Origin of the sequence: Prauserella muralis (assembly GCF_003202285.1) — a bacterium.
Lineage (GTDB): Bacteria > Actinomycetota > Actinomycetes > Mycobacteriales > Pseudonocardiaceae > Prauserella_B > Prauserella_B muralis.
The window spans coordinates 74,301-93,950 of record NZ_MASW01000003.1 but is presented as its reverse complement, the minus strand read 5'-3'; the positions used below and the strand labels follow the sequence as shown (position 1 = coordinate 93,950).

At 68.6% G+C, this 19,650-nt stretch carries 15 protein-coding genes; 6 read left to right on the top strand and 9 right to left on the bottom strand.

The features are described 5' to 3' along the window. From BAY60_RS20015 to BAY60_RS19980, 8 genes are all read right to left on the bottom strand, one after another. The coding region (locus BAY60_RS20015) for an enoyl-CoA hydratase/isomerase family protein (protein ID WP_170160482.1) at window positions 1-805 on the bottom strand (805 nt) is incomplete at its 3' end. A gap of 668 nt (window positions 806-1,473) precedes the next feature. Further along, window positions 1,474-2,268 (bottom strand): acetamidase/formamidase family protein, encoded by a 795-nt coding sequence (locus BAY60_RS20005; protein ID WP_245992699.1) that lies wholly within the window; start codon window positions 2,266-2,268, stop codon window positions 1,474-1,476. Between the two features lie 254 nt (window positions 2,269-2,522). Next, a complete protein-coding gene (locus tag BAY60_RS20000) occupies window positions 2,523-4,517 on the bottom strand; it encodes a recombinase family protein (RefSeq protein ID WP_245992698.1) in 1,995 nt (664 codons plus the stop codon). Next, complete coding sequence (locus BAY60_RS38360) at window positions 4,514-4,639, bottom strand: hypothetical protein (protein ID WP_281272741.1); 126 nt, start codon at window positions 4,637-4,639, stop codon at window positions 4,514-4,516. Before BAY60_RS38360 ends, BAY60_RS20000 begins: the two co-directional genes overlap by 4 nt. 381 nt (window positions 4,640-5,020) lie before the next feature. Continuing rightward, window positions 5,021-6,046 carry a DNA-methyltransferase gene (locus BAY60_RS19995; RefSeq protein ID WP_112282581.1) on the bottom strand — a complete coding sequence of 342 codons (1,026 nt, stop codon included), beginning with the start codon at window positions 6,044-6,046 and terminating at the stop codon, window positions 5,021-5,023. A gap of 35 nt (window positions 6,047-6,081) precedes the next feature. Continuing rightward, complete coding sequence (locus BAY60_RS19990) at window positions 6,082-7,338, bottom strand: DNA-methyltransferase (protein ID WP_112282580.1); 1,257 nt, start codon at window positions 7,336-7,338, stop codon at window positions 6,082-6,084. 65 nt (window positions 7,339-7,403) lie between these two features. Next, entirely contained in the window at window positions 7,404-8,105 is a 702-nt protein-coding gene (locus tag BAY60_RS19985) for a recombinase family protein (RefSeq protein ID WP_112282579.1), read from the bottom strand. Between the two features lie 40 nt (window positions 8,106-8,145). Beyond that, window positions 8,146-9,060, bottom strand: coding sequence for a DNA methyltransferase (locus BAY60_RS19980; RefSeq protein ID WP_112282578.1), 915 nt, complete (start codon window positions 9,058-9,060; stop codon window positions 8,146-8,148). A gap of 1,468 nt (window positions 9,061-10,528) precedes the next feature. Here BAY60_RS19980 and BAY60_RS19970 point away from each other — a divergent pair. Together BAY60_RS19970 and BAY60_RS19965 are read left to right on the top strand one after the other, a co-directional pair. Beyond that, window positions 10,529-11,431, top strand: a complete 903-nt coding sequence (locus BAY60_RS19970; protein WP_245992695.1) for a hypothetical protein — start codon at window positions 10,529-10,531, stop codon at window positions 11,429-11,431. A 115-nt stretch (window positions 11,432-11,546) separates the two neighbouring features. After that, a complete protein-coding gene (locus tag BAY60_RS19965; RefSeq protein WP_342769781.1) occupies window positions 11,547-11,969 on the top strand; it encodes a pilin in 423 nt (140 codons plus the stop codon). Between the two features lie 231 nt (window positions 11,970-12,200). Here BAY60_RS19965 and BAY60_RS36835 read toward each other — a convergent pair whose 3' ends face one another. Continuing rightward, window positions 12,201-12,434 (bottom strand): hypothetical protein, encoded by a 234-nt coding sequence (locus BAY60_RS36835; RefSeq protein ID WP_146771052.1) that lies wholly within the window; start codon window positions 12,432-12,434, stop codon window positions 12,201-12,203. Between BAY60_RS36835 and BAY60_RS19960 the strand changes: the two genes are divergently transcribed. The 4 genes from BAY60_RS19960 to BAY60_RS19945 all read left to right on the top strand — a co-directional run bounded on the left by BAY60_RS19960 (window position 12,418) and on the right by BAY60_RS19945 (window position 19,638). Beyond that, window positions 12,418-14,049, top strand: coding sequence for a TrbL/VirB6 family protein (locus BAY60_RS19960; RefSeq protein ID WP_484266829.1), 1,632 nt, complete (start codon window positions 12,418-12,420; stop codon window positions 14,047-14,049). The genes BAY60_RS36835 and BAY60_RS19960 overlap by 17 nt on opposite strands. Beyond that, complete coding sequence (locus tag BAY60_RS19955) at window positions 14,046-15,155, top strand: PrgI family protein (RefSeq protein WP_112282575.1); 1,110 nt, start codon at window positions 14,046-14,048, stop codon at window positions 15,153-15,155. Before BAY60_RS19960 ends, BAY60_RS19955 begins: the two co-directional genes overlap by 4 nt. 8 nt (window positions 15,156-15,163) lie before the next feature. Beyond that, window positions 15,164-17,047 (top strand): VirB4 family type IV secretion system protein, encoded by a 1,884-nt coding sequence (locus BAY60_RS19950; protein WP_112282591.1) that lies wholly within the window; start codon window positions 15,164-15,166, stop codon window positions 17,045-17,047. Between the two features lie 80 nt (window positions 17,048-17,127). After that, window positions 17,128-19,638 (top strand): DUF8128 domain-containing protein, encoded by a 2,511-nt coding sequence (locus BAY60_RS19945; protein ID WP_112282574.1) that lies wholly within the window; start codon window positions 17,128-17,130, stop codon window positions 19,636-19,638. Window positions 19,639-19,650 lie beyond the last annotated feature (12 nt).

Here is a 19,650-nt window from a genome sequence, read left to right as displayed (position 1 = left end):
TGCGTGGTCCAGGCGCCTTCCAGGCTGCGAGGGTCTCCTTGAGGCCGTGCTGGTGCCACTGAGCGCGCACGTCGGCGGCAGCTCGGGTGGTGTGGGCGAGCGCGTCCCATGCGGCGCCGGCGCGCACGGCGTCCTCGAACCCCAGTCGCCCATGCACCTGGTTGAGCGCGTCCTTCTTGAGCGTCAGCAAGTCGCGGGAGACACGGGCGATCTCGACCGCCATCCGCAGCGTGTACGCGTCGAGCTCGCCGGACGGCACGGCGTGGTTGGCGAAGCCGTAGGCTTGCGCCTCGGTTCCGGTGATCGTCGAACCGATCCTGTAGCTCATCTCCTTGGCCCGGTGCAGGCCGACATGCCAGACCCAGGTCGGGCTGATCAGACCGCCCCCAAGCGGCAGCATCGGCCAGCCGATGGTGGCGGTACCGGCGCACAGCACGATGTCGCAGCAGTTAGCGAGAATGGTGGCCAGACCGAGACAGTAGCCGTCGATCTTCGCGATCACCGGGACCGGGAGCCGCCACACCTCCAGGAACAGCTCGAGGGACCCGGTGAGGATCCGGCGCCGTTCGTCTTCCGGAGTGGCCATGCCGTACTCCGATCCCGCCCCCACATCCGCGCCCACGCAAAACGCGCGGCCCTGCCCCGATAACACGACCACGCGCACGTCCTCGTCGGCTCGAACGTCGCGCAACGCGACGGCAAGCTCGGCGCGCAGCTCGCGATTCAAAGCGTTCAGTTTGTCGGGGCGGTTCAGACGGATCTCCCGCACGCGTGGCCTCGGCTCGTTCACGATGACAAGGTTCATGTCTCTCCAGCAAAGGCGACGGCCGAGCCTCCCGCGGGCTCCGCGCCGACGTGGACGACCAGTTCGGCAGACGCACTCCATCATTCAGTGAGTCCTTTTCAGCCCGCCGCCGCTGCCGCCGGCGGGTCGTGTGGTCCTTTTCGCGCAGGGCGGCACCGGGTGAGACCCGCTCAGTGAGCCCTATCGCAAGACATGGCGCCCCAGGTTGGCGCAAGCCGTCCCCTCGCTGAGACGCCCGTGACGAACATCCGTCAAGTCCTGACGTTTCGGCCACGGTCCAGGACCGGAAGTAGCTGTCGCGGACGGCGGTGGGGACGTCTCTTGCGGCCTCTGCCGTTACCCGCTCGCCGGGTAGCCGTGACGTATTGGGTTCAACCGCCAACTACATCGCCTCCAGCCGAGCTGCGAAAAACCACGAGCTCACCTATAGCCGATAGGTAAGGTAGCCTCCGCCGCGCGAAAGGTCAAGGTGGCAGCGCGTTGCGCGAGGGACGGTCTGGCCGACGTCGAACGCAACGCTGAAGCGATGAGCGGCGGTTACTACCACACCGGTGACGTGGCGAGCCGTGACGCCGACGGCTACATCACCTACATCGGCACCGTGACGACGTGTTGAAGGCGAGCGACTACAAGATCAGCCCGCAGCGCCGAATGGCGCGCCGACCAGGTCAGGTGATCGCACCGGCTGCCAGGACGGCATGTACGCCCCAAGTCTCGTTCGCGACCTGCGTGACGCGCATGTCCACGACCGTACTCGCGAGTGCGGTGGCTGTGCCCCTGTCGACGTCGTACAGCCACTGCATCCACGTGACCATCGCGGCGAGAGCTTCCGCCATCGCCACATCGAGATCGACGTTGAACCCGAACGTGATCCGACCGTTGGGCGTCACCGCGTGCAGGCCGGAGACCGGAGCGTCGGCGACGATGTCGAGCACCACTTCCGCCTTCATAGGAGACTCGATCGCAGTGCCGGACACCTCGCCGTCGCCCTGCGCGGCATGGCCGTCGCCGAGGTGCAGCAGCGCGCCGGGCACCGGGACCGGCAGGAACAAGATCGCCCCCGCCGTCAGCTCCCGGCAGTCGATGTTTCCACCGGCAGTGGATCGGGGCGGGATCGTGGAGTGCCTGCCCGGCTCATCCGGTGGCATGCCGATCACGCCGAGGAACGGCGAGGTCCGTACGGTGTGGCCGCGGTCGCTGGTGGCGGTCCCACCGTCGGCGTCGATCTCCCACAGGAGCCAGGAAGGCGGTCCCGTGAGACCGAGCGCGCAATTCAACGCGTTGTCCTTGGCCCCGGCGACGGTCCAGCCCCAGTTACCTGGACGGAACGAAACGATACGGACCGCCGGTCGGCTGATGCCGTAGTAGCGACAGGTCATCGCGACGTTGCCGGACACTTCCTCAACATGACGCAAGACCGCGAGGCGCCGACGCGCCTCGCGGTCGAACACAGGCTCACTCACCCGGACTCCTTATGATCAACAAGCCCGGGTGTCAACCATCTCCTGCAGTTTTAGATCGACACCCGCGGGGTCGATCGACCGAGAAACTGCCCTCGATCACCAAACGGCCAGTCAGAACTCCCTGGTCAGACCGCTATCCATCTGCGTGGCGCCCCGCCGGGGACTCGAACCTGCGACAGTAGCGGATCACGGCACGTCCACCTGCTTGCGACGATCCATCACCATCGGCACACGTGCCTCAATGACCAGCGGTTTTATCGTCCGCCGTGTGCTATCTGAGCGAGCCGCCCCTGTTGGCTGAGCGGATGCGGACTCCGTGTGCATCCTGTACGAGCCGCTCCGGGGGCACGTACAGCATTCACACTCGCTTCTACCTGCGGTTTTGCAGTGATGCATGCGCGTATGGGCGGGTGAGCCGGCCGTTGCAGGGCGGTCGCCACAGTGGAGATCATTTCTAGGTCCTCTCTGGGTAGTGTGATCACGAGTGTGGCCTCGTGGGTCGGGTAATGAACCTGTACGTGGAGCTTGGTCAGTTCGAAGAGCCGCTGCTGATGGCCCTCGGGTGCGCGGTTCAGGTTGAGGGCGAGGTGCGGTAGCGCGTCCAGTACATCCAGGTCGGCGTCACTTGCCCGACGGGGCTCGGCCGGATCCTGCGCGTCGAGTTCGGCGATCTCGTCAAGGACGAGCTGTCGTTCAGCTTGGAGATCGTTGTACCTGTCCCGAAGCCCCTGGGTGAACGGGTCAGCCGGGTCGGCGTTCTCGGCTTGGCCGAGAACGTTGTCTTGCCGACGGGCCAAGTCGGCCGTGCGCCGTTGCAGCCGGGCTCGCCGCTCCGCCCGTTCTTGGCTCGCCCGCTCCTCGGCGCGGTCCATGTCTCCGATTAGCAGGGTGCGCCGATCGGGATGGAACAGGAACTCGCTGAAGGCTTGTTCGACCACGGCATTGATCGATTCTTCTCGGACGTAGACCGTGCGGGGATGCCCGGAGTGCTTGTCCGGGCGGCCTCGATTGTTGTTGGTTGGCCAACAGCGGTAGTAGGTGTAGCCCCGCTTATGACGGTGGCCCATCATCCGCCGTCCACAATCGCAAATCACACGGCTGCGATACCGATACGTGCGGCGGGTGTACCGGTGTACGTTCGGCTCGGGGCCGTCGCGCGAGCCCGTCTTCTGCCCACTGGCGGCGTTGAACGCATCGAACATCCATTTCGGGATCAACGGCTCGTGCGCTGGCTCGACCGACCACACCCACAGCTCCGGAGGGTTCGGCTTGTTGCGGCCACCCCGGCTGCGCCGGGCTCGCCGGTTGTAGACCTGGTAGCCGGTGTACTTTGGATTCTTCAAGACCTCCGCGACGCTGGACTTCGACCACGCGCCCCGCGCTCGAGACTTGCCCGGCGGTTCCGGCGGTGGGTGCTTATCCAGGTCGGCGTTGAGCCGCTCAGCGATGGTGTCGTACCCGAGTTCTTTGTGGTAGCGCCACTTGGCGATCAACGTGACCGTTTCGGCGCGCGCTCCGTCGGGTTCCAACCGCGTCTTGGTCAGCCCCTTTTCCGCCTTGACGGGGTTGGGATGGCGGATCTTCTTCGCCCTGTATCCATAGCAGGGCTTGCCGATGTTGTAGCCCTCCCGTACGTGGGTGCAGGTGCCGCCCCACGACAGCTCCAGCATGTTCAGGACTTCGTACTCGGCCACGGACTGGTTGATCCTCCGCTGGAGGATCTGCTGTGCCCTACCGCCGGAGAGCATGATCGGCTCATTGGCCGCGAACACCGGTACTTCGGCGCGCTCCAATGCTCGCTCGACTGACAGGCTTTCATACATCTTGCGGGCGGTCCGCGCCATCGACTCGCAGATCACCACGTCGAATCGACGATCTGCCTGCTGTGCTTCTGTCAACAAGTCGGCGATGCCACCGTCGCGGGCAATGGGGATGTCGAAGCGTTCGTAGTCGGTGGCGCGGCCACGTTGTTCCAGTTCCATCCGCCCGGACTCAACGTCGTAGAAATGGCAGACAATAAACCACGACTCTGGCAGCGAGACCTTCGAGCGTTCCAGCTGCCGCAACAGGGACTGCCGGGGATCCTGGTTCTCCTCGGTCGAGGTACGCCCGACCCACGCAACGCGAACTTCCTTCGCGTGCAGCGCGAGAGGCAGTCCGAACGGCGAGACCGCCAGATCGCTTAGCCCCGCGCGACTGACGCGGGATTCCACTGCGGGTGACGGCGGATTCGACTCGCTGATTGTCACGCGGCTTGCTCCTCCCCGTCATTCTGGAAGTCACCGGTCATATCGTCTCGCGCCCAGGTCAGAAGCTCTCGAAGCACACCGGCGAGCTCGCGGCGCAGCCACTCGCCGTCCGCGCCGCCCACCCAATGCACCTCAGTTCGAAACTCCCAGCGGTCGTCATCGAGTGGGACGCCATCGCCGCCCCGCGGGAACGGAATGATCTGACCGCCCTCGCCGTGCCCCCGACCAGCCGCGCTGTTCGCTCGATGTGAGGAGCCCGCGCCGGTCATGGCTGGCCGCACTCGAAGGGATAACGCGAACCTGGCGATGCTTCGGCGAGGTCGAGACGATTGCTGCTGGCCATGTCCTCGTCCTCCATCTCAGCTCTGTGCCGAGCCAGCGCCAGCTCGGGTGCGCGAGTCCTGCTGTGTACCGCGCATCGCCGCCCATTCGGGCCCGGAAGCATAGCGCCGGCTTCGGGAAAACGGAGGCCCCAAACGAGTGGGCCTCAGCTGTAATCGCTGTCACTCCCGTCGTCCTTCATGGGCCGCAACCTGTTGCTCGGTAAACCTGCGCACGGCGATCTTGTGGTAGGCGGGGTTGGTATCGATGCCGGTGAACGTGCGTCCAAGCTCGCGGGCGGCCAGGCCGGTGGTGCCCGCGCCGCTGAAGGGGTCGAGCACGTGCCCGCCCGGTGGGCATCCTGCGGCGATGCACCGCCGAGGGATCTCGAGGGGCGCGGGCGCGGGGTGGCCGGTGCGGCTGCGATCGGGTGTGATGGTCCACACGTTGCCGGGGTTGCGTCCGCGTTGGGCGTCGGCCGCGGTGCGGGGCCAGGTGCCTGTGGCGGTGTTGGGTTTCCTGCCGCCGCGGTGGGCACGCCGGGAGAGTGCGCGATCGCCGGTGTAGGGCTGGCGGATCGCGTCGAGGTCGAAGTAGTAGTCGGGCTGGGTGACGAGCAGGAAGATCGTTTCGTGGCGGCAGGCCAGCCGGTCCCGAATCGACGTCGGGGTGGCGTGGGCTTTGTGCCAGACGATCGCCGAGCGCAGAATCCACCCGTCGTCCTGCAGCGCGAGCGCGACCCGCCAGGGCATGCCGAGCAAGTTCTTATGGGGCACGTCCGCTGGCGGGCGGTAACGCGGTTGGCGGGCCTGGCCGGGTCCGCTGCACCAGTAGCCGTCGGAGTTGGTGGAGTAGCTATCGCCGAGGTTGATCCACACCGTGGCCCGCGCAGTGAGGACCCGGCGCGCGGCGGTGAACACCTCGCGCAGCGCGGCGACGTAGCCGGCGGCGGTGGATTCCAATCCGATCTGGGCATGTGCGCGGACCGCGCAATCCCGGCACTTGCACCGCTCCCGGCCGCGTCGACTCGCCGGCCGGATTCGACAGCCGGGTCGTCCTCTGGTCCGGGAGTCAGGGACGTAGTCCCGCAGGCGCCAGTACGGCGGGCTCGTGACGAGGCAGTCCACGGAGGTGTCCGGCAGTGCGGCGACTCCAGCCGTCGCGTCGCCCGTGTACAGGGTAACCCCGTCACCGCGGTGATACGGCATTGCTTGCGGCGGTCGAGAGTCGTCATTGGACCCGGTCATGCCGCGGCGTCCCGCTGCTCGGGTGCGAGGTCGAGCCCGCGTTGTCGCGTTTGCTGCAATATCCGACGTTTGCCGATGTCGTGGAACTCGGGGTTGAGGTCGATGCCGACGTAGGAACGGCCGAGTTGATGAGCAGCAAGCCCCGTAGTGGCTGCTCCGCTGAACGGGTCGAGCACGATACCGCCGGGGGGACATCCGGCGGCGATGCAGCGCAGTGGGATGTCGATCGGGAAGGCGGCGAAGTGCGCGTCGCGCAGCGGACGGGTGGGCAGGGACCACACGTCGCCCGGGTTCTTGCCTCGTAGGTGGCCAGCATTGTGCCGGATCCCGGTCGGCCGCATGGCCTCGCCTGGAGTTTTCCCAGGGAACGGCGCGGGGTCTGCGTATTTGCCGTACACGGTGTGTCCCCGGCGACGCATGGTGGCGTCGATCCCGGCGTGACGTCCTTTGTTGGAGCCACCGATGACAAGGTCCTCGCCGAGGACTTCCGGGCGCGCGAGTGGCGCCCGAATAGGATCGAGATCAAAGTAGTAGCGCTGTTGTTTGGTGAGCAGAAATATCATCTCGTAGCGGTTCGACAGGCGATCCCGCACAGATTCGGGCATCGCGTTCGGCTTATGCCAGATGATGCAATTTCTGATAATCCAGCCGTCTTGTTGCAGGGCGAAAGCCACACGCCAGGGCATGCCGATCAGATTCTTGCGAGGGAGCACACGGGTGCGCTGTACCCCGGCACTGCGCACCGATTCCCGCAAGGGCACTGCGGCGGTGGCACCGGACAAAGTGCTGGTCCGCATCGGGTCCCGGGTGCGGCCGGGGGGTTCAGCGGAGTAGGAGTCGCCCAGGTTCAACCACACGGTGCCCCTGTCGACGAGGACGCGGTGCAGTTGCGCGAAGACTCCTCGGAGCCGGGCAACGTAGCCCTCGGGCGTGGGCTCCAGACCGTGTTGACGATCCTCGCGACGTGCGCCGCAACACCGGCACCGCTGCGGCTGCCCGCCGCGACGCGCGGCCGACGCCAGGTAGGCGGCACTGCGGTTCTCGGCCTGCGCAACGCCGCTGGCACGGCCGGTTGAGTGACGGCAGCGTGGGTCGCCCCCAGCCCAGCGTGCGGTGCCGTAGTCACGGAGGGCCCAGTAGGGCGGGCTAGTCACCACGCAATGGATTGAGGCGTCAGGAAGTCCGACGAGCGTATCGGTGGCATCGCCGGTGTACAGGGTGACGGTGGCGTCCTCATAGTACGGGTTAAGCATCGGGTCGGGTTCTCCATCTACAGCAGCGTGGGAGGTCAACGGACGAGGTCGTCAAGGGCATTCGCTCAGCTGCATCCCGGGCTGGTACAGCGGCGAATCGCGGTCTTGGGAAACGTCACGCCGCCCGCCCCTGCACTCCTGCGCCCACGCGGCTTGGCGAGGGTGGCGGCTGCGTGCTCGAAGGCGCGGTCGTCAACCAGGGCGCGATGTGCACGTGGCCCGGAAATGATCCATTGCTGGGCCGGGACGGGGCGGCCGGCGCGGGTGCGACCCCACACCGTCCGTCCGATGTAGACAGGATTCGTCAGGATATTGCGGACGATCTTGGGTGTCCACGGACGTGGGTGTCCGGTGGCGGCGTGGACTGGCCGTGGATAGCGGGTGGGATCGGCGTTGAGCCGGTCGGCGATGCCGGTCAACGACAGGCGTTCGTCGAGGCGCCAGCAATAGATGAGCGGAACGACGGGCGCCGTGGCAGGGTCGGGCACGAGGCGGGGCAAGGTGCGGATCGAACCGGCGGGGATGGCTCGCATCGCGCGATACCCGTACGGCACGGTACCAAGGTGATAGCCGGCGCGGACGAGTTTGATGATCCGCTCGCGCGCCCATCGGCTGGTCATGGCGTGGTAGTCGTCGATGACCCGGGCGCGCAAGCTATCGCTGACGTCGCCCGGGCGCGGGGGTGTCGGGCGGGCGGGTGCTTCGAGCCTGCGCCGGCAGCGCAGCGCGCGGCGCCAGCGGGGTCGGTCACGATGGCGTGCAGACATGGCAGGAGGTCTCCCTGTGAAGCGCTGTGGCCGAGGTAAGTCACGCCGCGAGGGCGGCGAGAGGGGTGACGTCGTCGCGCGGCGCGGACCGGCGCCGCCACCGCCACGGTGAGGCGTGTGCGGGGATGCGATGGCTCACCCCGGCCTCGACGGGGTGGTCGGCTCGGAAGACAAGGACGTCGTGATGCGCGGGCAGGCAGATCTGATGGCCGCTCGGACCGTGAGTTGGGGTCCGCTGACGCCGCGATGGAAGGGATGCGTGCGTGACCACGCGGCCGTGCTTGAGCCGTGCGGTGAGGGCGACGCATCGCTCGATCGGCGTCAGGCCGCAGGCCAGGGCTGCGGATTGGAGCGGTCCGCACACATCGAGTAGCTCGCCGTCGCGCCGGATCGGGGCGGTGGCGATGACCACGTGACCGCCGCGGCGCAGCAGCCGTCGGCACGCGGCCAGCAGGTCGGTGAACCGCTCGATCGCGGCCGCGCCGTCGGACGCCGCGGACTGATCGTCTTGCTGTGTGTCCGGGCGCAGGGCGCTGACCACGAGGTCGATTCGGTCGGCCAGCCCGGCGGCATGGGCACTGGGAACGGTGGCGGGCCCGCGTTGCATGACGAGGACCATCCCGTCCACGGCAGCGCCGGCGGCTTTGACGGCCGCGATGTTGGCGCGCGCCACGCTCCACCAGGTCGGGTCGGCCGTCAGCCCGATGGCATGCCGGTCGCCGCGGAGCGCCTCGGCGATGGTCGTGCCTGCACCGCAGTCCGGATCGAGCACGATGTCTCCTCGCCGGGTGTAGGTGGCGACGATGTGCTCGGCGATGGCCGGGGGTAGCGCGGCGGCGTCCGCGTGTGTCTCGGCGCAGTAGCCGCGGCGGGACAGCTGTGTTGGGACGTCGACATCGCCGCAGGCCCAGACTGAGACAGCCGGGCCGAAGGAACCAGGGTTCCGGTTGGTCATGCGTGGCTCCTCGACGCCTCGCCGCGACCATCGTCCTCGACTGCGGGGTCGGCCACGAGCAGCAACAAGTCATGGTGCGCCCCACGGTGCCCGCCCAGCAGTGCGTCCCCGCCGACCGCATCGGCGTTGGCATGATTCCCGCTCGCGCGCCCCACGGCGCCCGTTTGCGCCGCGGGTTGGGGCGGCGCCGTGAGCACGATGACGTGGTCGAGCCACCCCAAACCGCAGTGACGGAATGTAGTCACCAGCGCGGAGACGGGGCCGATGAACCGGCTCCCCTCGCGATTACTATGGGTTACTATCGCGAGGGTCCCGGACGGTGTCAGGAGTCGGGACCAGTCGGTCGTGCGAACCCAGTCGAGGGGCCGTGGTGGGACCGCGGTGATGACCAAGTGGAACCTGTCCTCGCCGCGTCCGGTCGGCTCGGTGCGCTCGGCCCGTCGGTGCGGGTCGGGGCTTATCGGGGTGTGCAGTCCGAGCTGTGCGGGGCGGCGTCCGGACCCGGACTCGGGCGCCTGCCTCGAGGTCACGGCGGTGGCGGCGGGTGGTGATGCGGTGGCGGTGTCGACGCTGCGGCCAAGACGGACCACCGTCCAGGCCGCCTCGTGGAGTCCGGTGTACGGGTTGTGAGTACGCCATCCGCCCACGGACGAGTCGGTTCGGGGACGGGTCGCTGACGGGGGTGGTGCGAGGAGGAGGACGCGTTGCCCCGGCACGGTGTAGGCGGTGACGGTCGTGATGATGGTGCGTGCGAGCCACCCGGCCAGGCGGGCCGTGCCGGCGAGTTGCTCGCCGTCCGCGCACGGCCACACGGTCGTGCGTCGGGTCGGCCGGGGCAGCGCCCGGGCTCGGCTCGAGCCGGTGGTCCGATGGCGGCCCCGGCTCCGGTGACGTGCGGCCGCGGCGGTCACCGGTCGCGGCGTGGCGTCGCGGCGTCGGTCGACGGGTTTAGGTGTCATGGCGGCCTCCCTGTGAGGCGGCTCGGCAGGGTTTGCGCGGTCACCTCAAAAGGCAGTCAAAACCCCCCTGTTTTGGACACCGAGATCTTGTCTTTCTCGGCGGCTCGCCAGATCGCCCGGCTGGAATCAACAAAACCGCCATTGCCGTTACCCCTTCCCAAGGTGGCGACATACCCGGTTTCGGTCACAGCATATGTGACGATCTCGCCGCCACGCGATTCACACCCAATCACGAAGATTCTCTCACCGCCCCAAAAGCATCATCTCCAGTCGCTACTGAAATCGCATCAGCACACCAGAAGGCTCTTAAAACTCCAGCTAACAGAGCCATCGATCAGCCGCATCGGGCATCGATCGAAGATCTGCGCACGCGATTTCTGAATCGATCACGCGGACCGCTTTAAGCCCTTTCTCATCGACCGTTCAGCCGTCTTTATGTCCTCGCTCATCATTTCTTCGGCCGACATTGGATTTCCTCGGATGGCCATGTGACCGCACCCTCTGGGGAGTTGAATCTGATGATTTGCGGGAATGCCGAGAGCCAGCGTCAGCACGACCGGGAAGAGCATGAGTGGCTGCCGTTGGATTCGGCCCGGAATTCATTTGCGTGGTTGGTGACGGGGCCGCGTCCACTGTCGGTGAGTGGGCGCCGCTTTCGGGGTCTGCCCAACCGGCCGGTGCCGTTGGACGAACTGCGCGACCGGCTGCTGAATCGCCGCTGTCCCCGCGAGACCCGTGATGCCGTGTGGGCCCATATGGTGCGGCGTTCGCGGCGTGACGGGCCGACCTGGACCGTCGCCTGCGTCGGGATGGCGCTACCGGCCCTCGCGAGGACCGCCCGGTGGCTGGCTGCCCGCTACCGCGGCGAGCGCGCCGATGCGCACGCCGTCGTGTTGAGCGGGTTCCTCGAGGCACTGGCCACGGTCGACATCGCCGACTCCGGCGTGCTCAACCGTCTCATCTGGCGTGCCCGCCAAGTCGGCCAGGCGGCCCTGGAAGAGTCGCTGGACGCGCCGATGCCCGCCGGACTGGGCTTCGGACCGATCGTTCCCCAGGCGCCGTGGGGACACCCCGACCTCGTTCTGGCGCGCGCGGTCGGCGACGAGGTCCTGACCCCGGTCGAAGCGGACGTGATCTCGGCGACCCGCGTCGGCGAGGTGTCGCTCACCGAGTGGGCGGCGACGCACGGCACCACGTACTGGGCGGCGTACAAGATGCGACAGCGGGCCGAAGCCCGACTGGTCGACTACCTCCGCGATGACGCGGTCGCCTCGACTCACGACGACCCCGTCGCCGACGCCGCCCTGGCCGCTACCGCACCGACCAGGAGCCCCGCACCAGCCGACGCCCACGCGGATCAGTCACGGGCCGTAAGCGGGCGTCGTCGCAATGGACGACCAGCCTCGACATAGAAAACGTCACGCTTGGTGTCCAAAACCGGCCCCGAAATCCCGCCTTTTGAGGTGCGGGGAGATCCCACCCACCGCCCCGCGAACCTCGACCGACCGGGACTTCGGAGGTGCGCCGATGCGCGTGACACCGTCATCTCCACGGGGCGGCGCGCTCGCTCGCACGGGCACGCCGCCCCGGCCCGCGACCACCCGCCCACGCGCGATACGTCGCCGCGGGGGCTGGCTCCTGGGTGCGCTCGTGGCGGTGCTGCTGGTCGTCACCGCGCCGGCCGCGCACGCGGAAGCCGCCTACGTCCTGGCCCAGGCCTCCAGCGTCACCCAGGTGCTCAACAACGTGCGCGGCTGGCTGATGGGGATCCTGGCGGCGCTGGCCACCGTGTTCCTCACCGTGGGCGGAGTGCGCTACGTCCTCGCGGCGGGCGATCCATCCGAGGTGGAGAAGGCCAAGCAGGCCTTCCGGTCAGCCGGCTGGGGCTATGCGCTCGCCGCGCTGGCCCCGCTGGTCGTGGACATCCTCGCCCGGATCGTGGGGGCGTAGCGCGGTGCGCGCGGACTGTGTTCCCTCGGTCCGACCGCCGCAGGCGTCGGATCCGGCCCCGCCGCACGCTGCTCGTGGCGCAGCCGTCGGCCCACGCCCCCGTGGCGGTGCCCGGCGCGCATTCGCACAGCCGCCCCGGGCCCGACGAGGCCGCCGTCGACGCGTGGCCTGGGTGCTGTTGTCCAGCCTGCTGCTCCTCCTCGGGGCTTCCCTCGCGCTCGCCGCCCAGGCTCAGCCGGCCGGACTCGGTGTGGCTCCTTCTCCAGCCCAGCAGCCCGGCCCCTGCGAGGGCCCGAACCCACCGTCGATCTGCGCCGACGGAATACCGACCATCCCGCCGCCCTCACCGTCGCGCCCCGCGACGACGTCTCCGCCCCCGACCACGACCGCCCCCGCCACGACGCCACCGGCAACCACCCCGCCGACGACCACGACGACCCAGCCGTGTGTGGGCGAAGACTGCATCCCGCAGCCCACCACCGCCGCACCCGACTCCCCGGATACACGGCAGAACGGGCCCGCCGCTGGTGCGGACGCACCGGATTGCGGGATCACCAACATCTCCGGGTGCCTGGCCAGAGCCGTGCACAACGTGTTTGCCGACATCGTGGAGTCGGCCATCTCCCCGATCCTGGACCTCCTCGGGTATGCCGCTCTGACCACACCCACGCTCGACCAACTGCCCGGTGTCGGAGCGCTGTGGAACAACTCCTGGCAGATCATCCTGGCCAGCTACATCCTGTTCGTCCTCGTCGGCGGCATCGTCGTGATGACCCACGAGACCCTCCAGACCCGATACAGCATCAAGGAAATCGCCCCGCGCCTCGTCGTCGCCTTCGTCGCCTCCGCCCTGTCGCTCTTCGCCGCCGACAAAATGATCCGGCTGGCCAACGCCCTGTCCCGGGCGGTGCTGGGCGACGACATCAACCCGCCCTCCCTCGGCGAGAACCTGCGCGAGGCGGTGGGTAGCGCGCTCACCGGCGGGTTGTTCCTGCTGATCCTCGCCATCGTCCTGGTGGTCATCGGGCTCGGCCTGCTGCTCGTCTACGCCGTCCGCGTAGTGATCACGCTCCTGCTGCTCATCGCGGCCCCGCTGTTTCTGGCATGCCACGCCCTGCCGCACACCGACGGCATCGCACGCTGGTGGTGGCGCGCCTTCAGCCTGACCTTGACGATCCAAATCGCCCAGTCACTGGTGTTGATCACTGCCACCCGCACGTTCCTCAGCGGCGGAATCCAGAGCGGCAAGACCGAACTGTTCTCCACCAGCAGCGCCCTGGGCATGATCATCGCGGCGCTCGCGCTGTTCTACATCCTGTTCAAGATTCCGTTCTGGGCCCTGCGCGCCGCCCAGTTCGGCAACGGGCGCTCGCTGCTCGGTGGACTGGCCAAGACCTACCTGTTCGCGAAGACGCTCGGGTTCCTCGGCGGCAAGTCCGGCCTCGGCAAATCCGCGACCGCCACCACAGCCGCCGCACCGTCCCTTGCCTCGGGGTCCGCATCGGCCGCCGATCCGCCCTGGCCCCGGCAGCCGAGGATCGCGGCGACTCCCCACGCGCTGCACCGCCGTCTGCTCCAGCAACGCGACGCCGAACGCCTCCGGGTCGCCCGCAAGCCGCGCACGCCGCCCGCACAACCCAGGTTCGTGCAGCCGGTCCCCCAAGACCCGCCCCGCGAATCCGCAGCCGGCCACGCCACCCGCAAAGCCGCCATGCCCGAATTCAGCTCCGCGCGCAGCACCCTCCCAGCTCCGCCAGCCGGGGCCGCAAGCACACCGCCCACCCCGCCGCAATTCCGGGCCCCGGGCGCGTCCTCCCGGGACCCGCAACCCCCGCGACCGATCCGGACCGCGGCCGTGCCGACGCACCTGCGCTTCCAGTCTCCGCGTCCCGCCCCGCCGAGCGCGTCCCGCCCACACCGCGCCAGCAGCCCGCCCTTGGCCGCGCGGTTCCGCCCGCCCACACCGGAGCCGCCCTTCCCCGGCAGCCATGTCCACCCGTTGGCTCCGGCGCCGGTGCGGTTCCACCCACCGCCCCCGCCGCAACCGTCGCAGCCCGATCGTGGAGGTGACCGGCCATGAGCCACAACATCCGCATACCCTCCAATGTGGACCGGGAAGATCGGGTGCTGGCCAACTTTACAGCCCGCCAGGTCCTGATCCTCAGCGTCACGGGGCTGCTGCTGTATAGCCTGTGGTCCGTAACTCGTTCATTCGTGCCGCTCGCTGGCTATCTCGTCGTCGCGATCCCCCTCGGCGCCACGGCCGCCACTCTCGTCCTCGGGCGGCGCGACGGGCTCCCTCTGGATCGGCTGCTGCTGGCCGCGCTCCGGCAGCGGCTGGGTCCCCGTCACCGGGTTGCCGCCCCCGAAGGCATCCGGCCCGCCCCTACATGGCTCAGCAGCCGCACCGACGGCGAGCACGCCGCCGACTCGGCTGCTGACATCGCGCCCGCCCCGTTGCGGTTACCGGCCGACGGGGTCACCGAGGCCGGGGTCGTCGACCTGGGCCTGGACGGGGTCGCCGCGATTCTCGCCGTCTCGACGATCAACTTCCAACTGCGCACTCCCGCGGAGCAGGAGGGGCTGGTCGCGTCGTTCGCGCGGTATCTGCATTCGCTGACCGCCCCGATCCAGGTGCTCATCCGCACCGCGCGGCTCGATCTCTCCGGCCAAATCGCCGAGTTACGGGAGAACGCCGGCGGCCTTCCCCACCCCGCTCTGGAGCACGCCGCGCGCGAGCACGCCGACTACCTCACCCAACTCGGCACGACCACCACCCTGCTGCGCCGGCAGGTGCTGCTGGTGGTGCGGGAACCGCTGCGGTCGACACCCGGTTCCGACGCGCTCACCCGGCACTCGCCGCTTGCCGCGATCCTGGCGAAGCGGAAGACACGCAACAGGGCCGAGCCGGTCAGCGAGGCGACCCGGCAGGCGGCCGAATCCCGACTGGCCAGGCGCCTGGCCGAGGCCAGCGAGATGCTGGCGGCGACCGGGCTGGCCGTTACGCCGCTGGATGCCGGCGCGGCGACCGCGGTGCTGGCCGCGTGCTGCAAGCCCGACTCGCTGATCCCGCCCTCCGCCGAACTGGCGGGCGCCGACGAAGTCATCACCACCGCACCCACCGGCGACACCTGGCCGGACCCGGCCGCCGACCAGCCCGCGCACGAAGGGAGGGAGCACCCGTGATCGACGTCATGCGGCGAAAGGCCCGCGGCACCCTGACCGACGCTCAGCCCGGCCGCGCGGCAGCGTTCACCCCGGACTCGCTGTCGATCAGCTCGCGGTACCTGGAGGTTGGCGGCGAGTACGTGGCCTCCTTCGCGATCACCGGCTATCCCCGTGAGGTCCGCGCGGGGTGGCTGCAGCCACTATTGACCTACCCGGGGCGGCTGGATGTCAGCCTGCACATCGAACCCGTTGACCCCGTCACGGCCGCCGCGCGGCTGCAGCGCCAGCTTGCCAAACTTGAGAGTGGCCGCCGTCGCACCAGCGAGAAGGGGCAATTGCACGATCCCGCGGTGGAAGTGGCCACCGAGGACGCCTACGACCTCAGTGCCCGGGTCGCGCGCGGTGAGGGCAAGCTGTTCAAACTCGGGCTCTACCTCACGGTGCACGCGCCCAGCCGAGCACTGCTCGCCGAGGAGGTCGGCGCCGTGCGCTCGCTGGCCGCCAGCTTGCTGCTCGATGCCCAACCCACCACCTATCGCGCGCTACAGGGGTGGGTCTCGACGCTCCCATTTGCTCTGGACCTCATCGGCATGCGCCGCACGCTGGATACCAGCGCGCTCGCCGCCGGTTTTCCCTTTGTGTCCCCCGACCTGCCGCCGCCCGACCCGGCCTCGGTCAGCGCGCCCTCCGGGGTGCTCTACGGGTTCAACGTCGGTAGCCAGGGCCTGGTGCACCACGACCGGTTCTCCGGCCTGGACAACCACAACAGCGTCATCCTAGGGCGATCAGGAGCAGGAAAGTCCTATTTGGTCAAGCTGGAGCTCCTACGAAACCTGTATCGCGGCATCGAAATCCATGTCGTCGACCCCGAAGACGAATACCGGCGGCTCTGCGAGGCGGTCGGCGGCACCTACGTGCACCTCGGCGCCGACAACGTCCGGCTCAATCCGCTCGATCTGCCCATCCACACCCGCCCCGACGGCCAGCGCACGGCACCGCGTGACGCGCTCACCCGCCGGTCGCTGTTCCTGCACACGGTGACCGCGGTACTCCTGGGCACCGAGCTCACCGCACCAGAGCGCTCCGTGCTCGACCGCGCCATCACGGCCACCTACCAGCGAGCGGGTATCACCGCCGACCCCCGAACGTGGGCACGTGGTGCACCGTTGCTCGCCGACCTCGCCCACACTCTTGCGCAGACCGATAACGCGACCGCTCGGGACTTGGCCGGTCGACTGCACCCCTTTGTGGAGGGCAGCTTCTCGGACCTGTTCTCCGGCCCGACGACGACTCGCCCGGAGGGGCATCTCGTGGTCTGGTCACTGCGGGATCTCGCGCCCGAACTCAAGCCTATCGGCACGCTACTGGTGCTGGACCGGTTGTGGCGCCACATATCCCATCCCACGATCCGGCGTCCGCGCATCGTCGTGGTCGACGAGGGCTGGCTGCTCCTGCAGAACCAGACCGGCGCTGAGTTCCTCTTCCGGATGGGAAAATCCTTCCGGAAGCACTGGGCTGGCTTGACGCTAGCGACGCAGGATGTCGGCGACGTACTCGGCAGCGAGCTCGGCAAGTCGATCGTCTCCAACAGCGCCACCCAGATCCTCCTGCGGCAGGCAACCCAGGCCATCGACGAGGTCGCGACAACCTTCAACCTCTCAGCCGGGGAGAAGCAATTCCTCCTCAGTGCCGATCAAGGACAAGCGCTGCTCTCCACAGGGAATCAGCGCGTCGCCTTCCAATCCTTGGCCTCGCCCCAAGAACACGTCCTGGTCACGACTTCCCCAGAGTTCCTCGCAACGTTGCCGGAGTCCGAGCGGAACTCCGACGACGTCTACGTCGAGCTCGCCCTCCCCGACGACGACAACTGCGATGAGCGGCACGCCTCCATCGACCTCGACGCCGGCTAGTTCGCGCGTTCCGGACAACCCGCCGCTGTCCACCAGGAAGGTGCACCGTTCCACCGGCCGGCCCACCGCAGGGAGCTACGATGCCTTTCTCCCACTCCACCACGCTCGCCAGCCGGGCTGTGCCTGACCTGGCGTCACCACTCGAGGACTACCTCCGCGATCCCGGCGCGGGGCTGCACGCGATCGTCGAGGCCTTCCAGCACTGGCTGTTGTCCTGGGGACCGATCGTTGGACCGACCGGCGCACTCGCGGCGACCGTCGCCTTCGCCGGCCAACGCTGGTGGCGGCGACGCCGCCATGATCGGATGGCAAAGGACGCGCGCGTGGTGCGCGTCCTCGCCCCGCCCAGCGTCGACCCGGACGGAGCCAGCGCCCTGTACTCCAACGTGGTCGGCCTGCTTCGACCAGGATGGGCGCGACGCCTCCACGGCCAGCCCCACATCGCGTGGGAATACCTCTTCACCAACACCGGGCTCACCGTGCAGATCTGGGTGCCCGGGATCGTGCCGCCGGGCATGGTGGAGCGCGCGATCGAGGCGGCGTGGCCCGGCGCCCACACCCGTACCACACCAGCAACACCACCGATCCCGCCAACCCCGCCACCCGATACGAGCATCCACACGGCCGGAGGCGAGTTGCGGCTCGCGCGCAGCGAAGCCCTGCCCATTCGGTACGACTTCCCCACCGACCCGATCCGCGCCCTCCTCGGCGCCCCGACCGGACTCGCCGCCCACGAACAGGCCGCAGTCCAGATCCTCGCCCGCCCGGTCACCGGCGCCCGCGTCCGCCGCGCCCGCCGCGCCGCCCGCCGGGTACGATCCGGCAGCCCGGTACGACTCCTCAGCCGACTCCTCGACCTGTTGACCCCGCGCACCGGCCCGCGCCGCGCGACGCCCATAGATCCCGTGGTTGATCACCAGACCTCGCTCGCGTGGAACGCCCAAGACCGGGCGATCGTGACCAAACAACGCGGACCACAGTACGAGACCCGGATCCGCTACGCCATCGCCACCACCACGCCCACCGACGCCACCGCGACCGAGCGAGCGGCCATCCGGGACCACGTGCGTGGCCGAGCACACGCCCTCGCCAGCGCCTTCGCGACCTTCACCGAACACAACTACTACCGCAGGGCCAGGCTGCGCCACCCCCTGACAGTGCTGAACGAACGACGCCTCCCCGCCGGCGATCTCCTCTCGATACCCGAACTCGCCACGCTCGCGCACATCCCCATCGATGACGCGGTTCCCGGGCTGCAGCGCGCGGGAGCCCGGGCCGTCCCGCCCCCACCCGGCATCCCCACCAGCGGCCCGGACATCAAACCGCTCGGCCTGACCGATTCCGGGCACTCCCGGCCAGTGGGACTACGGGCCGCCGACGCTCGCCATCACGTGCACATCCTCGGCGCGACGGGCTCCGGCAAGTCGGAACTGATGGCGCGCATGATCTTGGCCGACGCCAACGCCGGCCGGGGCCTGGTTGTGGTCGATCCCAAAGGTGACCTGATCACCGACGTCCTGACCCGGCTGCCAGCCCGGCTCGGCGAGCGCGTCGCGCTGTTCGACGCCGACAGCCGCGCTCGCCCACCGATACTCAATCCCCTGGAAGGCGCCGACACCGGGCGCACCGTCGACCACCTGGTGTCGATCTTCTCCCGCGTATACGCCGCGAGCTGGGGACCCCGCACCGAAGACGTCCTCCGCTCGGGCCTGCTCACCCTGCGCGCAATACCCGGCACGCCCACCCTCGCGGATCTGCCCAAGCTCCTCGCCGTGCCCGCGTTCCGGCAACGTGCCCTCGACCAGATCGACGACGACGTGCTCCTCGGCTTCTGGAAGTGGTACGACGAACTTTCTGACGCCAGCCGATCCCAGGTCGTCGCCCCGTTGATGAACAAGATCCGCGGACTCTTGCTGCGCCCCTTCGTTCACGCAGCCATCGCCGGCGGACCGTCCACCATCGACATGGACACCGTGCTCGACGGCGGAATCTGTCTAGTCCGCATCTCCAAAGGCGCGTTAGGCATCGACACCGCGCGCCTGATCGGATCCATTGTGGTCGCCCGAGCCTGGCAGGCCGCGACCAACCGTGCCCGCATCCCCCAGCGGCAACGCCACGACGCCGCCCTCTACATCGACGAATGCCACAGCTTTTTGAACCTCGCCTACCCGATCGAGGACATGCTCGCCGAGGCACGGGGTTACCACATGTCCATCGTGCTCGCACACCAATACCTCCGCCAACTCCCTCGCGAACTCGCAGAAGGCATCTCCAGCAACGCCCGCACAAAGATCATTTTCAACGCCTCCCCCGAGGACGCTCGAGACCTCGCCAGGCACACCCAGCCACGACTGTCTGAACATGACCTCGCCAACCTGGGCGCCTTTCACATCGCAGCACGGCTCGTCGTGGCCGGCGAAGAAGCAGCACCCTTCACCGCACGCACCGAGAAACTGCCCCAAGCCATCCCGGGACGCGCCAGGCAGATCCGCAAACTCGCCCGCATCAACACCCGCCCCAGCGTCCCCACCGAGCACGGTGGCGGCGCTCCCCCCGTGCGGCCTGCCGTCGATCCTCGCCGCGCGGCCTGACCCGACCTATTC